This window comes from Mesorhizobium humile, assembly GCF_033977215.1.
Classification (GTDB): Bacteria; Pseudomonadota; Alphaproteobacteria; order Rhizobiales; family Rhizobiaceae; genus Mesorhizobium; species Mesorhizobium humile.
The window spans coordinates 82,681-96,514 of sequence record NZ_JAVIIV010000007.1; the positions used below are offsets into that span (position 1 = coordinate 82,681).

Genomic DNA, 13,834 nt, shown 5'->3' on the forward strand with positions numbered 1-13,834 from the left:
CTAATCCGGCCAGACCCACAGGCTCTCGATATGAGCGACCAGCATTTCCATGCCGGACAGCCGATAGACGGTGAAGTGGAAGTCGCGATTGTAGCGGAATGAAAGTTCCGGATCGCCGGCCGGCCGCGACCTTTCACATGATGCCGAAGGTCTTGTAGGCATCCACCGCGCTCATCCCCTCGCGGATCGCCTTGGCGACGAGCTTTTCTCCACGGACTTTTTCGAGGGCGAGGCGCACCACCTCTTCCTCGGCTTCTGCGGGGATAACAAGAACGCCTTCCTTGTCGCCGAACAGCAGCGTTCCCGGCTCTATGCGCACGCCGCCGATTTCGAGCGCGCAGCGATAGTCGACGACCTTGCCGCGCACACCCTGGTCCTGCGCATACCAGCCGGTGCAGAAGCAGGGAAATCCCAGCGCCTTGATGCCATCCGTGTCGCGGGCGAAGCCGTCGACCAGCGCGCCATGCGCGCCGAGGATCTTCGCGCGGGTTGACATCAACTCGCCCCACAGCGCGTAGCGGGGCGAGGCGCCGCTGGCGACGTAGATCTCGCCGGGCTTCAGGTCGTCGAGCGCTTCGAACATCAGCCCGAACGGCTTCGCCATCAGCGGATTGCGCGTCGGTCCGTCGGACGGGAAGATATCGGTCTCGAGCACTGGCATGGCCCGGCCGAGCAGCCGCGTCTTCTCGTCGACGGGCCTGAACACCGGCGGCAGGAACTGATGCTGCAGCCCCAGCGTGTCCATCACGTCGCCGACCACAGCGACGAAGAGCTCTTCCTTGAACAGGCGGTACATTTCGGCGTCGTCGGCATAGAGGGGCGTCGATCTGGTCATCACGCTTGCATCCGGATGTTGGTGGATTGAGCGGCGCGGGAAGGTCCGAGCGCCGCGGCGTTCTGCACCAGCGCGCGCATATAGCCGAGCGCAAAGGCCTTTCCCGCATGCCAGGGCGCGTCGCAGGACATTTCCGGCGTGTGGTCGGGGATGATGACGCCTTCATAGTTTTCGTCGCGCAGGATGCGGACGATTTCGGCCATGTCGATGTCGCCGTCGTCGACGAAGGTTTCGTGGTAGTTCGGCACCTTGCCGCGTACGTTGCGGAAATGGATGTAGCCGATGCGCTTGCGTCGGGCGAAGCGCCGGACATGTTCGTAGATCTCGTCGGTGTCGGGCATCTCCTGCAGCGAGCCGAGACAGAGCTCCAGCCCGTTGGAGGGCGACTCCACGATGTCCATCAACCGGTCGTATTTCTCCGGACGGTTGACCAGCCGCGCCGTGCCGCGCAGCGCTTCGGCCGGCGGATCGTCCGGATGCGCGGCGAGCACCACGCCGGCTTCCTCGGCCACCGGAACGACTTCCCGCAGGAACGCGCCGAGCCGCTGCCAAAGGTCATCGCTGCTCACTCTCACAGGTTCAGCGCCCGGCCGGCCGGCGCGGTAGCGCATGTTCCAGACCACGCCGTCGGGCAGGGGCAGGTCAGGGTCGATGGCCGCAAGGTCGAGCCCGACCGACATCGCCTCGCCGCGCGCGAAGGGGCCGCGCGACCAGCCCCAAACGCCGGCAATGGAGAAGTTGTAGCCGATGCACGGAATGCCGGCGCGCCCGGCGTCGCGGATAAGCCGCTTCAGCCCTTCTATCTGCTTCGCCTGATCGGGACCGTCGAGCAGAATGTCGGACCAGAAGCGCGGCGAGAAATTCTCGATCGCGGCGATTTCCAGACCGTTGTCGCGCACGGTGCTGACCAGGCCGGCAAAGTCCTCATAGGTCCACAGTTCGTCGGTGGAGCAATCGCCCCAGCCTTCCTTCTCGTTGCCGGCGGACAGCGAAGGATCGCGGCCGCGAAAATAGTTGGTGAGGTGGGCGACGATGTGGGTGGCGCCCGCCTGGCGAGCGAAGCGGAAATTGTCGGGGGTCAGCGATTCCCGGTAAAGGCCAAGACCGATCTTCATGGTCATTTCACGCCAATGCCGGCGGTCAGGCCGCCGTCGATCTTGTAGTCGGCGCCGGTGCAGAAGCCGGCCTTGGAAGAGCACAGAAAGGCGATGAGTTCCGCCACTTCCTCGGGTTCGCCGATGCGGCCGAGCGGATGGGCCGCGCCGAAGCGCCTGTAGGCCTCCTCGACATCGGCATCGCTGCCTTTGTCGCCACGCGCGGCCTTCTCCAGGATCGGCGTGCGGATCGAGCCCGGGCTGACCGAATTGACCCGGATGCCAGCGGCCGCGTAGTCGAGCGCCAGCGAGCGCGTCAGCGTATGGATGGCGCCCTTGGTGGTGGCATAGGCGGCGACGTTCTGCTGGCAGGCGAAACCCTGCACCGAAGCAACGTTGACGATCGCGCCGCCGCCGCGCTTGATCATTTCCGGAATGCCGAAATGGGCGGTCAGATAGATCGAGCCGACATTGACGGTCATCGCCTTGTTCCAGGTTTCCCAATCGGTCGTCGTCGCGGTGCCATAGGGATGGACCGCCGCCGAATTGACGATCACGTCGAGACCACCGAAGCGCTCGACGCCGGCAGCGACGGCGTCGCGGACCTGGTCTTGTACCGAGACGTCGGCGTCCACGACCAGCACGCCGGCACCGGTGCTTTCCAGCTCCGCTCTCATTGCCGCGTTGGCCGCGCCGTCGATGCCGCAGGCGACGATCGCAGCGCCGCCAGCGGCGAGGCGCCTGGCGGTTGCCAGACCGATCCCGGTCGTCCCGGTCACCAGCGCGACCTTGCCTTCAAAATCCTTCATTGCGGGAACTCCTTCAGTCGCTGTCGGAACCAGGCTCTTCCGGCAGGAAGCGCAGGGCGAAATCGAGATGGCGGCTCATCAGATAGGCGTAGGCCAGCCTGTCGCGTGCGCGGAGCGCGGCGATGATCTCGGCATGCGCGGCGCGGGTGTCGGCCAGCACCGGCCGCATTTCCTTGCCGATGGTCATGATCCGCAGGATCACGGGCGAGAGGAAGGAATACATGTCCGTCAGCATGCGGTTGCCCGCCAGACCGATCAGCGCCATGTGGAAATTGAAATCGTTCTCGGCGGCTTCCTCGATCGAGCGGCTGTCGACGATCCGGGCGTTGATCTCGTCCAGCGTGTCGATCTGCTCGCTCGTGGCATTGAGCACGATGTGGTCGCCGATGCCGACCTCGATGATGCGTCTGAAACCCTGGATGTCCGCAAATGACGAGCGCGAGACATCCATATGCGCGGCGAAGAAATTCTGGATGGCGATGCTCTGCCCGTCGGCGAGCACAGCGCCGACACGCGGCTTGGGCTCGATCAGCCCATAGGTGCGGATGGTGCGCAGCGCCTCGCGCACCGTGTTGCGGCTGGCGCCGGTGATCTCGCTGAGCTCGCGTTCGGTCGGCAGAACATCGCCGACATTGAGTTGTCGCGCGCGAATAAGGTCGAGGATCCGTCCGGCCGCGGTGTCGACCGCGGACCTGCCGCTGGCACGGCGGGCGACGATGTTGTCACGCGCGGCCTGAGTATCTTCCACCGTCGATCCTCCTAAATTGTTGGACCAACATATCGCATGGTTTGAGGAAAACAACAGATTTTGGGAGCTCCTTGGTCGAATTTTCCGTTGCCTCGCCGCAAACCGATCTCTCGAAGCCTGGAAATTTTTAATTTGACTCCTGTTGTGGTCCAACAATAAGTTCCGGCCATTCACAGAGGGAAGCGGCAATGGAACAGTGCTGGCGCTGGTATGGCCCGGACGATCCGGTGACACTCGATCACGTCAAGCAGGCGGGCGCGACAGGCGTAGTCTCGGCCCTGCACGACATCTATGACGGGCGCGTCTGGCCGCTGGAGAACATCCTCGAGCGCAAGCGCATCATCGAGGCGGCGGGGCTGACCTGGTCGGTGGTCGAGAGTATTCCGGTCCACAACTCGATCAAGATCGGCTCGCCGGAACGGCTCCGCTATGTCGGCCACTACAAGGATACGATCTGCGCCTTGGCGAAGGCCGGCATCGCGACGATCTGCTACAATTTCATGCCAGTCGTCGACTGGACCCGCACGGATCTGGCCTACCGCCTGCCGACGACGGGTTATGCGCTACGCTTCGACGCGATCGATTTCGCGGCCTACGACCTGTTCGTGTTGAAGCGCCGCAATGCCCGGGACGGCTACTCGCCCGCCCGCATCGCCGAGGCGGAAGCGCGGCTGAAGGAACTCGGCGACGAGAAGATCGACAGGATCGAGCGAAACCTCATCGCCGGCCTGCCCGCCACCGAGCGCGCCTACAACCGCGACAGCTTTCGCGAGGCCCTGGCCGACTACGATTCGATCGGGCCGAAGGAATTGCGCGAGAACCTCGCCTGGTTCCTGCGCGAGATCATTCCGGTGGCCGAACAGGAAGGGGTGCGCATGTGCATCCATCCCGACGATCCGCCATTCTCGCTCTACGGCCTGCCGCGCATCGTCTCGACCGCCGACGATGCGCGCTTCATCCTCGACGCCGTCCACAGCCCGGCCAATGGCCTGACCTTCTGCACCGGCTCCTACGGCACGCGCGCCGACAATGACATCGTCGCCATGGTCAAGGCGTTCGCCGGCCGCATCCATTTCGTCCATCTGCGCAATGTCACCATCGAGGATGACGGCTCGTTCCACGAGGCCGAGCATCTCGAGGGCGGCACCGACATGGCGCATGTCATCCTCGCGCTGATGCAGGAGGAGGCGCGCCGCCGCAAGGAAGGCCGCGCCGATTGGCGCATTCCGATGCGGCCCGATCATGGGCACCTGCTCGCCGACGACATCGGCAAGACGAAGATCAATCCCGGCTATTCGCTGATCGGCCGGCTCAAGGGCCTTGCCGAACTGCGCGGCATCATGCGCGCCGTCGAGAGGTTCGGCCTGGCTTGAGGCTGCGGCCGGGAGGAGAGTTGGTTTTGCGTATGTAAAAACTCTTTTCCCAGGTGAAAATAACTGCTACTGGTCTGCGGGCCGGGCACGCGCCCGGTTCCAGGGAGGAATTGCCGGATATGACAAGACTGCGCGGTCTTGCGTGGGATCATCGACGTTGCTGGGGTCCGCTGGATGCCAGCGTGGCGCCGTATCGCGCCGCCAATCCCGGCCTGGAAATCGAATGGGACCGCCGCAGCCTCTATGAGTTCGGCGAGGGCGCGCTTGGCCCTGTGCTCTCGGCCTACGATCTGGTGGTGTTCGACCATCCCTTCATCGGCGACATCGCGCAGGACGAGCTGATGGTGCCGTTCGACGCGTATCTGTCGGCGGAACAGGTCCGCTTTTTCGAGCAGGATTCGGTCGGTCCGTCCTGGCGGTCCTACAAGAAGAACGGGCGGCAATGGGCATTGCCGATCGATGCCGCCTGCCACGTCGCCTCCTATCGTCCGGACCTTCTGGAGCGCTACGGGCCGGTGCCGCGTACGCATGAAGAAGTCGTCGCGCTCGGCCGGCTGGCGCGCAAGGACGGAAGGTGGCTTGGCCTGCCTTTCGTGGCGACGGACGCGATGTGCCTGCTTCTGACGCTTGGCGACCCGCAGGAAGACGGTGAGCACTTCATCGCGCCGGACATGGTCGAGACGGCCGTCGGGCAATTGCGCGAGCTTGCGGCGCTGTCGCATCCGAACTCGTCCGGTTGGAATCCGATCCGCTGCTACGACCACATGATCGCGCATGACGACGTCGTCTATGTGCCGTTCGCCTTCGGCTATGTGAACTACGCCGCGAAAACCGACAGGCCGTATCTGCGCTTTGCCGATGTGCCGACCGTGCGATCGGCCGGCGCGCTGCTCGGCGGCGCCGGCATCGGCGTCAGCGCTCAGTCGAAGCACAAGCAGCATGCGATCGACTACGCGCTGTTCCTGTGCTCGCCCAATTATCAGCGCAGCGACTATGTCAAATCGGGCGGACAGCCGGGATCGCTGGCGGCCTGGAAGGACGCCGAGGTCAATCGTCTCTCCGGTGATTTCTTCTCCTCGACGCTGCGCACGATCGGCTCGTCCTATCTGCGTCCGACGCATCCGGGCTTCATCGCCTTCTTCCGCGACTGCGCGCCGCGCGCGGCTGCCGCGATCGCCGGCGACATCTCGGCCGCTGAACTCGCCGATCACGTCAACCGCCTCTATCGCGAAACCAGGCAACCAGAACGGAGCGTCGCGTGATGGCCGCCGACATTGCCGAAACGCTCGAGGAAAGCGAAAGCGGCCGCAACGGATATCGCGTGCCGGCGGTGGAGAAGGCGCTCGACGTGCTGGAGTTCATGGCCTCCAGGGCCGAAGCGCTGACCCAGACCGAGATCGCCACCGGCATGGGCCGCTCCATCCACGAAATCTACCGCATCCTGCTCTTGCTGGAGAAGCGCGGCTACCTCTTCCGCACGCAATCGGACCGCTTCCGGCTGTCGCTGAAACTGTTCGAGCTGGCGCATATGCATCCGCCGGTGAACAGGCTGGTCGAATCCGCGCTGCCGGTGATGCGCGAATTGACCGCCAATGCCGACCAGAGCTGCCACCTGGTGGTGCGCGAGGGGCAGAACGCGCTGGTGGTGCTGCAGATCGATTCACCGCTGCCGATGCGCTATTCGGTAGCGCTCGGCTCGCATTTCCCGATCCTCGAAACCAGTTCCGGCGCGGTGCTGCTCGCCCATTCGAACCGGGCCGAGCGCGACCGCATCGTCGAGCGCATCGTGGCCGCCGGCGAAGGGCAGGGGACGCGCGAAGAGATCGAGGCGCGGCTGAACGAGGTGGCCAGGCTCGGCTACGAGATGCGCGCGTCACTGGCCGTCGAGGGCTGCACCAACATCTCGATGCCCGTGCGCGATCATGTCGGCGCCGTCATTGCAGCGCTTACGGTGCCGCTGCTGCCGCAGAAGGCGGCGCGCTTCGACCGTCAGACCGTCTTCGAGAGAACCCGGGCCGCCGCCGAGAAGATATCGGCCGCGCTCGGTTGGGGCGAAGCCAACAGCTCTTCACGTGCCGACCCGGAACGGCGGGATTACCCGTTCAGCGACTGAGACAAACGAAAACCCTGGGAGAGAAAAATGCACTGGTCCAAATCAATCCTGCTCGCATCCGCGGCCATGCTGGCGATCGGCGCGGCGGCGGCGCATGCCGAGAACATGCCCAAGCACATCGGCTACGTCACCAACTACGCCACGCATGAGTGGTACCAGAACGTCATCAAGGGCATGAAGGCGCACGGCAAGGAACTGGGAATCGAGGTCGAGGTCCAGGACGCCAATCTCGACATCGCCAAGCAGGTCGCCGCGGCCGAAGACTTCATCGCCAAGGGCGTCGACGTGCTGATCATCACCCCGGTGAATGAGGAAGGCGTGGTGCCGCTGCTGCGTCAGGCCAAGGCCGCCAACATCCCGGTGGTGCTCGAGGGCAACCCGGTCAAGGGCATGACCACGATGGTCGCCATCTGCGACTACGACACCGGCTATTTCTCCGGCGTCGAGGCGGGCAAATATGCCAAGGAAAAGCTCGGCGGCGTCGCCAAGGTGATGAATGTCGGCTTGCCGTTGCTGTCGGCGACGGTGCTGCGCTCACAGGGCTTCATGGACGGGCTCAAGACCATCGTCCCCGACGCGGTCATGGTCCACGACCTCGACGGCGGCGGCAATCCGGACCGCGCGCTGGAAGTGTCTTCGGCGGCACTCGCCAAGAACTCCGACGTCAACATCATCTACGGCATCAACGACTCGTCGTCGCTCGGCGGCCTGCAGGCCTGGAAGGCCGCCGGCAAGTCGCAGGACAGCCTGCTGACGGTCGGCACCGGCGGCGAAGGGCTCGCCTTCATCAACGCCATGCAGAACGAGCCGTCCTACCGCATCGAGGCCGCCATGTTCCCGGAGAAGGAAGGCTTCACGACCATCGACGCGGCGGTCAAGTTGTTCAACAACGAACAGGTGCCGGAGCACATCGTCAGCCCGACCGCGCCGATGACTGGCGACGACTGGAAGAAATACTATGATTACGACGGCACGGCCCGCACCATCAAATGGGACGCCGTCAACGCGCTGCAGCCGCCGGCAAAGTGCATGAAGACCTCGGCCGACCTGAAGAAATAGGCCGATCGACACGGCCCTTCCCGCGTCGCGGGAAGGGCTACCAGCCAGGCGTCGATGGCCCGCGAAGGCACGGCGCCGGCGCTTGACCTTAGAGCCGGATGATTTCAGGCCTGTTCGGCCTGAAATCTGAATCCGTCTCTAAATCCAAGAGATAGAGCATGATGTCGTCCGAAAACCGCTTCACACTTTTCGGCATCATGCTCTAGCGACGGGAATGGACTGACATGAGCGAGCTAACACACGCTTCCGCGCAGAAGCGCTTCATCGGCGGCCAGCTTCTCGGCAGCAGCCAGCTGGTGCTGGGCGCGATCCTGGCGGTGCTTTGCATCGCCATCTCGATCGCGGCGCCGCAGTTCTACTCGGAGGCCAACATCATCGCCATCCTGCGCCAGTGCGCGCTGGTGCTGATCGTCGCTTCGGGCATGACCATGCTCATCATCACGGCGGAAGTCGACCTGTCGGTCGGCGCCTCGCTTGCCTTTGTCGGCTGCATCGGCATGGCGGTGCTCAATTCCACCCACAGCCTCGCGCTCGGCATGCTGGCGGCACTTGCCTTTGCCGGCGGCGTCGGCCTGTTCAACGGGCTCGTCGTCACCCGGCTCAGGGTGAACTCGCTGATCGCCACCATCGGCACCATGATGATGCTGCAGGGCGGCGTCTATCTGTTCACGCGCGAAGCGGTGCAGAACCACAATCAACTGGCAAGCTTCACCGATCTCGGCGCCGGCTATATCGGCGCCGTGCCGGTCCCCGTCATTGTGGCGGCGCTGATCTTCATCGTCGCCTATGTGACGCTGCGCTTCACCACGCTCGGCCGCTACCTTTACGCGGTCGGCGCCAATGAAAAGGCGGTGCGCCTGTCCGGCTTGCGTTCGGAACGGCTCAAGCTGCTTGCCTTCGTCGTCACCGGCCTGTGCGTGGGCGTCGCCGGCATGATCCTGTCGTCATTGATGAATGCCGGCCAGCCGACTGCCGGGCGCGGCTTCGAACTGACGGTGATCGCCGCCGTCATCCTCGGCGGCACCAGCCTGCTCGGCGGCCGCGGCTCGCTGTTCGGCACGCTGCTCGGCGTGCTGGTGCTGAAGGTGATCGACAACGGCATCATCATCCTCGGCTGGAACCAGGACCTGCAGATGGTGGTGCCGGGCATCGTCATCATCCTGGCGACCTATCTCGACATCATCCGGAACAAAGCCAATGTCCGTTGATTTCCTTCATCCCGGCGAAGGCCCGGCCATCGACACGAATGTGTCGGCGCTGGAGATGCGTGGCATCGGCAAACGGTTTCCGGGCGTGGTGGCGCTGGACAATGTCGACTTCACGCTGGAGCCCGGCAAGATCCACGCCCTGATGGGCGAAAACGGCGCCGGCAAGTCGACGCTGATCAAGATCATGGCAGGCGTCTACGGCAAGGATGCCGGCACGGTCCGCATGCGCGGACGCGAGGTCGACATCAAGTCGCCGCGGGACAGCCTCAAGGAAGGCATCAAGGTCGTCTTCCAGGAGATCGCGTTGATCTCCGAATTCACCGTCGCGGAAAACATCTTCCTGGAAGGCTATCCGATCGGCAGGACCGGCTCGATCGACTGGAAGAAGATCCGCGCGGACTCGGCGGCGCTGTTCAACCGCATCGGCTTCAACGTCGATCCGGCGGCGCGGACGGGATCGCTGCCGGTCAGCCAGCAGCAGATGGTCGAGATCGCCCGCGCGCTCGCTCATGAGGCGCGCGTGGTGGTGATGGACGAACCGACATCCTCGCTGACGCCGAACGAAGTCGCGCTGCTGTTCACCGTCATCCGCCGCCTGGCATCGCTCGGCATCGCCGTGGTCTATGTCAGCCACAAGCTCGACGAGGTGTTCGAGATAGCCGACACGGTGACGGTGCTGCGCGATGGACGCCACATATCGACCAAGCCGATCGGCGAGCACACCAACGACACGCTGATCCAGGACATGATCGGCCGGCGCATCGACAACCTCTTTCCCCGCCAGCGCGGCGCGGCGGGCAGCAAGGTGGCGCTGTCCGTCGAGAAGCTCAGCACGGCGAAGAAGCTCATCGACGTGTCCTTCGAGGCGCACGCCGGCGAGGTGCTCGGCTTCTTCGGATTGATGGGCGCCGGCCGCACCGAGCTCGCCAAGGCGATCGTTGGCTACGATCCGATCATTTCGGGCACCATCATGGTCGACGGTCGGCGCCTTGCGCCGCACGACACCCGTACCGGGGTGCGGCTCGGCATCGGCCTGCTCACCGAGGACCGCAAGAGCGAAGGCCTGATGGGCGAGCTGCCCGTCTACCAGAATGCCAGCCTCGCCTCGCTCGGCGGGTTCGCCCGATTGGGCTTCGTCGACAAGGCGAAGGAGCATCAGGCGGTGCAGGACTATGTCGACCGCTTCCGCATCAAGACGCCCAGCCTGTTCCAGCAGATCAAGAACCTGTCGGGCGGCAACCAGCAGAAGGTCCTGATCTCGCGCTGGCTGATGCGCGGCCTGAAGGTCATCGTCGTCGACGAGCCGACGCGCGGCATCGATGTCGGCGCCAAGTCGGAAATCTTCGCGCTGATCGACCGGCTCGCCGGCGAGGGCCTGGCGGTCGTCATGATGACGTCCGAGATGCCGGAGCTGCTTGGCCTCGCCGACCGTATCGCGGTGATGTGCGAAGGCCGTCTGACCGCTGTCATGTCGCGCGAGGAAGCCACGCAGGAAAAGATCCTCAATGCGGCGATCGGATAGAACCATGGCGCATCGCCGCAGCATTGTTTGCGATACGCGCCATTCCCTCGGAGGAGGCAAGCGATGAGCCTGGCAAGCACGGCTTCCGCAAAAGACCAGCCATCCCTGCTGGCGCGGCTCTTTGCCCGGCAGGAGCTGGCGCTGCTCGTGTGCCTGATCCTCGTGCTGGCGTTCTTTTCCGCCACGGTCGAGAATTTCTTCTCCGTGCGCAACATGACCAACGTGCTCGGGCAGGCCTCGCTGGCGCTCACCGCCGGCATCGGCTGCGCCATCGTCTTCATCTCCGGCGAGGTCGACATCTCGATCGGCTCGCTGCTGGCAACCATCGCGCTGCCGCTGATCATCATCATGAACGACACCAACTCGCTGCTGCTCGGCGTCAGCGGCGCGCTGCTGTTCGGCCTGATCATCGGTGTGGTGAACGGCTATCTCGTCGCCTATGCCGGCATCAATTCGCTGATCGTGACGCTGGGCACGATGTTCATCATGCGGGGCGGCGTCTATCTCTACACCGGCCAGCGCGCGATCCCCGACGACGCCAGCCTCGATAGCTTCATCGCGCTCTCCGACGGACGTCTGTTCAACATCATCCCGTATTCGGCGGTGATCGCCATCGTGCTGCTTGCCGCCTTCGGCTACATGATGCAGCACCGGCCGTTCGGGCGGCAGATCTATGCCGTCGGCGGCAACCAGGAAGTGGCGCGGCTGGCCGGCTACGACGTGCGGCGCGTCAAGTTCATCTGCTTCATCATCAGCGCGCTGCTGGCGACGGTCGCCGGCATCATCCTGGCGGCGCGTGTCGGTTCGGCGCAGCATACGGCGGGATTGAATTTCGAATTCCAGGTCGTCGCCGCGACGGTGCTCGGCGGGGTGAGCCTTGCCGGCGGCATCGGCAGCCTGACCGGGATGGCGCTCGGCGTCCTGATCCTGCAATTCCTGTCCAACGGCCTGCGCGGGCTCGGGCTGCCGACCGAATGGCAGCTGGTCATCACCGGCATGATCATCATTGCCGCGGTCGCCTTCGACGAAGCGAAGCGCCGGCGCGCGAATGGAGGCTGACATGGCTCGTCTCGACGGAAAAACTGCCGTCATCACCGGTGCAGCCGACGGCATCGGCCACGCGATCGCCGAGGCGATGGCGCGGGAAGGGGCGCATGTCTTCCTCGGCGACATCGCCGATGAGGCCGGCGAGAAGTTCGCCGCAGCACTGCGCGCGGCCGGCCGCAGCGCCGACTACGTCCATTGCGACGTCTCCCAGGAAGCCGATATCGCCGGCCTGATCGACAGCGCGGTCAAGAAGACCGGACATCTCGACATCCTGGTCAACAACGCCGCCATCGCCATCGGCGGCATGCCGGTGCACGAGATGACCGACGAGCAGTGGCACAGGCTGATCGCGGTCAACCTGACCAGCGTCTTCCGCGGCTGCAAATACGCGCTGCCGCACATGATCGCGCAGAAGTCGGGCTCGATCATCAACATGGCCTCGGCGCAGGGCCATATCGGCCTCGATGGGTGGACCGCCTATGCCGGCGCCAAGGGCGCGGTGATGGCGATGACGCGCCAGATGGCGGTCGAGTTCGGCCCGGTGAATGTCCGCGTCAACTCGATCTCGCCGGGCACCATCAACACGCCGATGAACGACAGGCTGATCAAGGAGATCGGCGGCAGCCTCGCCAAGGCCTGGGTCAAGATGCATCCGCTCGGCCGCATCGGCCAGCCCTCGGAAGTGGCCGAGGCAGCCGTCTATCTGGCTTCCGACGCAGCCGGCTTCACCACCGGCACCGATCTGCGCGTCGATGGCGGGCTGACGGCCGCGCCCCGCTACGTTCCCGAACTGCTTTGAAAACGAAACGAGACATGAAATGAACAAGGCCCTCGAAGGCGTCCGCATCCTCGACTTCAGCCATCTGCTGCAGGGACCGTTCGCCACACAGCTGCTCGGCGACATGGGCGCCGATGTCATCAAGATCGAGCGCGCCGGCGCCGGCGACATGTTCCGCGGCATGACCTTCTTCGCCAAGTGGGTGGGCGGCTCCGAGAGCCCGAACTTCCTCGCCTGGAACCGCAACAAGCGCTCCATCGCGCTGAACCTGAAGAGCCGCAAGGTGCATGCCATCATCATGGAGATGGCAAAGAGCGCGGACGTCGTCGTGCAGAATTTCCGTCCCGGCGTGCTGGCCAAGCTCGGCTACGGCTATGAGGACTTCAAGGCCGTCAATCCGCGCATCATCTACTGCTCGGGCTCGGGCTATGGCGAGGAAGGCCCTTACGTAGAGCGTCCTGGACAGGACATGCTGATCCAGGGCCTTGCGGGGCTGATCGCCAACACCGGCCGCGGCGACCAGGCGCCGGTTCCGGCAGGCGCCGGGCTTGCCGACCAGATCGGCGCCATGAATATGGTCTACGGCATCCTGTCGGCGCTCTATTATCGCGAGAAGACCGGCAAGGGCCAGAAGATCGAGGTCAACCTGCTGGCCGGCCTCTTGGCGCATCTCAACCAGGAATATGTCGCCGTGCTCAATCTCGGCGAGGATTTCGTGCGGCCGAATTCCGGCATCGGCCATCCCGGCATGCAGGCGCCATTCGGCATCTATGAGACGAAGGACGGTGGCTATGTGTCGATCGCCATGAGCCCGTTCAAGACGCTCTACGAGGTGCTGGAAGCGCCGCAGCTCGCCGTCTATGACGACCTCAAGACCTTGTTCGACAAGCGCGACGAAGTGTTCGAGAAGGTCAATGCCGAGACCAGGAAATTCGCCACGCAGGATCTCTTGGCGCGGTTGCTCAAGGCCGACATCTGGTGCGCCGAGGTGAAGGATATCCGCCGCGCGGCGGAAGACCCGCAGGTCACGCATATGGGCATGATCACCAGCTACGATCATCCGCGCGGCGGCAACGTGCGGGTGGTGGCGCCGGCGGTCAAGATGAGCGAGACGCCGGCGACCATCGAGCGGCCGGCGCCGCTGGTTGGCCAGCATGGCCGCGAGATCCTGGCCGAGTTGGGCCTGTCGAGGGACGAGATCGCGGCGCTCGAAGCCTCCGGCGACATGACCGTGGACGCGGCCTGACG

General features: G+C 64.5%; 14 protein-coding genes. 9 read left to right on the top strand and 5 right to left on the bottom strand.

The window, feature by feature from the left end; all coding sequences use genetic code 11:
- The 5 genes from RFM52_RS13130 to RFM52_RS13150 are packed head-to-tail and all read right to left on the bottom strand — an operon-like array spanning position 1 to position 3,486.
- Positions 1–162 (bottom strand): FCD domain-containing protein, encoded by a 162-nt coding sequence (locus tag RFM52_RS13130; RefSeq protein ID WP_320297164.1) that lies wholly within the window; start codon positions 160–162, stop codon positions 1–3.
- Positions 134–835: an RraA family protein gene (locus RFM52_RS13135; RefSeq protein WP_320297163.1), complete on the bottom strand. Its 702-nt coding sequence runs from the start codon at positions 833–835 to the stop codon at positions 134–136. Before RFM52_RS13135 ends, RFM52_RS13130 begins: the two co-directional genes overlap by 29 nt.
- Entirely contained in the window at positions 835–1,950 is a 1,116-nt protein-coding gene (locus tag RFM52_RS13140; RefSeq protein WP_320297162.1) for a mannonate dehydratase, read from the bottom strand. Before RFM52_RS13140 ends, RFM52_RS13135 begins: the two co-directional genes overlap by 1 nt.
- A 2-nt stretch (positions 1,951–1,952) precedes the next feature.
- Positions 1,953–2,738, bottom strand: coding sequence for an SDR family NAD(P)-dependent oxidoreductase (locus tag RFM52_RS13145; RefSeq protein WP_320297161.1), 786 nt, complete (start codon positions 2,736–2,738; stop codon positions 1,953–1,955).
- A 13-nt stretch (positions 2,739–2,751) separates the two neighbouring features.
- A complete protein-coding gene (locus RFM52_RS13150) occupies positions 2,752–3,486 on the bottom strand; it encodes a FadR/GntR family transcriptional regulator (protein ID WP_320297160.1) in 735 nt (244 codons plus the stop codon).
- 188 nt (positions 3,487–3,674) lie between these two features.
- Here RFM52_RS13150 and uxuA point away from each other — a divergent pair, with 188 nt between their 5' ends.
- The 9 genes from uxuA to RFM52_RS13195 all read left to right on the top strand — a co-directional run bounded on the left by uxuA (position 3,675) and on the right by RFM52_RS13195 (position 13,832).
- Complete coding sequence (gene uxuA, locus RFM52_RS13155) at positions 3,675–4,859, top strand: mannonate dehydratase (RefSeq protein WP_320297159.1); 1,185 nt, start codon at positions 3,675–3,677, stop codon at positions 4,857–4,859.
- Positions 4,860–4,978: 119 nt separating this feature from the next.
- On the top strand, positions 4,979–6,121 hold the full coding sequence (locus RFM52_RS13160; RefSeq protein WP_320297158.1) for an ABC transporter substrate-binding protein: 1,143 nt from the start codon (positions 4,979–4,981) through the stop codon (positions 6,119–6,121).
- A complete protein-coding gene (locus RFM52_RS13165; protein ID WP_320297157.1) occupies positions 6,121–6,972 on the top strand; it encodes an IclR family transcriptional regulator in 852 nt (283 codons plus the stop codon). The genes RFM52_RS13160 and RFM52_RS13165 overlap by 1 nt, the downstream gene beginning before the upstream one ends.
- A gap of 27 nt (positions 6,973–6,999) precedes the next feature.
- Positions 7,000–8,031, top strand: a complete 1,032-nt coding sequence (locus RFM52_RS13170; protein WP_320297156.1) for a sugar ABC transporter substrate-binding protein — start codon at positions 7,000–7,002, stop codon at positions 8,029–8,031.
- Between the two features lie 224 nt (positions 8,032–8,255).
- Positions 8,256–9,239, top strand: coding sequence for an ABC transporter permease (locus RFM52_RS13175; RefSeq protein ID WP_320297155.1), 984 nt, complete (start codon positions 8,256–8,258; stop codon positions 9,237–9,239).
- Positions 9,229–10,761: a sugar ABC transporter ATP-binding protein gene (locus tag RFM52_RS13180; protein WP_320297154.1), complete on the top strand. Its 1,533-nt coding sequence runs from the start codon at positions 9,229–9,231 to the stop codon at positions 10,759–10,761. The genes RFM52_RS13175 and RFM52_RS13180 overlap by 11 nt, the downstream gene beginning before the upstream one ends.
- 63 nt (positions 10,762–10,824) lie before the next feature.
- The gene (locus tag RFM52_RS13185; RefSeq protein ID WP_320297153.1) at positions 10,825–11,820 is read left to right on the top strand and encodes an ABC transporter permease; all 996 of its coding nucleotides are present in this window, start codon (positions 10,825–10,827) and stop codon (positions 11,818–11,820) included.
- Between the two features lies 1 nt (position 11,821).
- On the top strand, positions 11,822–12,607 hold the full coding sequence (locus tag RFM52_RS13190; RefSeq protein ID WP_320297152.1) for an SDR family NAD(P)-dependent oxidoreductase: 786 nt from the start codon (positions 11,822–11,824) through the stop codon (positions 12,605–12,607).
- A gap of 19 nt (positions 12,608–12,626) precedes the next feature.
- Complete coding sequence (locus RFM52_RS13195) at positions 12,627–13,832, top strand: CaiB/BaiF CoA transferase family protein (RefSeq protein ID WP_320297151.1); 1,206 nt, start codon at positions 12,627–12,629, stop codon at positions 13,830–13,832.
- The last annotated feature ends 2 nt before the right edge of the window (positions 13,833–13,834 follow it).

What these genes read in the sequence shown, in the direction of transcription:
- RFM52_RS13130 (WP_320297164.1), bottom strand. Translation starts at nt 162, where the DNA reads ATGCCTACAAGACCTTCGGCATCATGTGAAAGGTCGCGGCCGGCCGGC.
- RFM52_RS13135 (WP_320297163.1), bottom strand. Translation starts at nt 835, where the DNA reads ATGACCAGATCGACGCCCCTCTATGCCGACGACGCCGAAATGTACCGC.
- RFM52_RS13140 (WP_320297162.1), bottom strand. Translation starts at nt 1,950, where the DNA reads ATGAAGATCGGTCTTGGCCTTTACCGGGAATCGCTGACCCCCGACAAT.
- RFM52_RS13145 (WP_320297161.1), bottom strand. Translation starts at nt 2,738, where the DNA reads ATGAAGGATTTTGAAGGCAAGGTCGCGCTGGTGACCGGGACGACCGGG.
- uxuA (WP_320297159.1), top strand. Translation starts at nt 3,675, where the DNA reads ATGGAACAGTGCTGGCGCTGGTATGGCCCGGACGATCCGGTGACACTC.
- RFM52_RS13160 (WP_320297158.1), top strand. Translation starts at nt 4,979, where the DNA reads ATGACAAGACTGCGCGGTCTTGCGTGGGATCATCGACGTTGCTGGGGT.
- RFM52_RS13165 (WP_320297157.1), top strand. Translation starts at nt 6,121, where the DNA reads ATGGCCGCCGACATTGCCGAAACGCTCGAGGAAAGCGAAAGCGGCCGC.
- RFM52_RS13170 (WP_320297156.1), top strand. Translation starts at nt 7,000, where the DNA reads ATGCACTGGTCCAAATCAATCCTGCTCGCATCCGCGGCCATGCTGGCG.
- RFM52_RS13175 (WP_320297155.1), top strand. Translation starts at nt 8,256, where the DNA reads ATGAGCGAGCTAACACACGCTTCCGCGCAGAAGCGCTTCATCGGCGGC.
- RFM52_RS13180 (WP_320297154.1), top strand. Translation starts at nt 9,229, where the DNA reads ATGTCCGTTGATTTCCTTCATCCCGGCGAAGGCCCGGCCATCGACACG.
- RFM52_RS13185 (WP_320297153.1), top strand. Translation starts at nt 10,825, where the DNA reads ATGAGCCTGGCAAGCACGGCTTCCGCAAAAGACCAGCCATCCCTGCTG.
- RFM52_RS13190 (WP_320297152.1), top strand. Translation starts at nt 11,822, where the DNA reads ATGGCTCGTCTCGACGGAAAAACTGCCGTCATCACCGGTGCAGCCGAC.
- RFM52_RS13195 (WP_320297151.1), top strand. Translation starts at nt 12,627, where the DNA reads ATGAACAAGGCCCTCGAAGGCGTCCGCATCCTCGACTTCAGCCATCTG.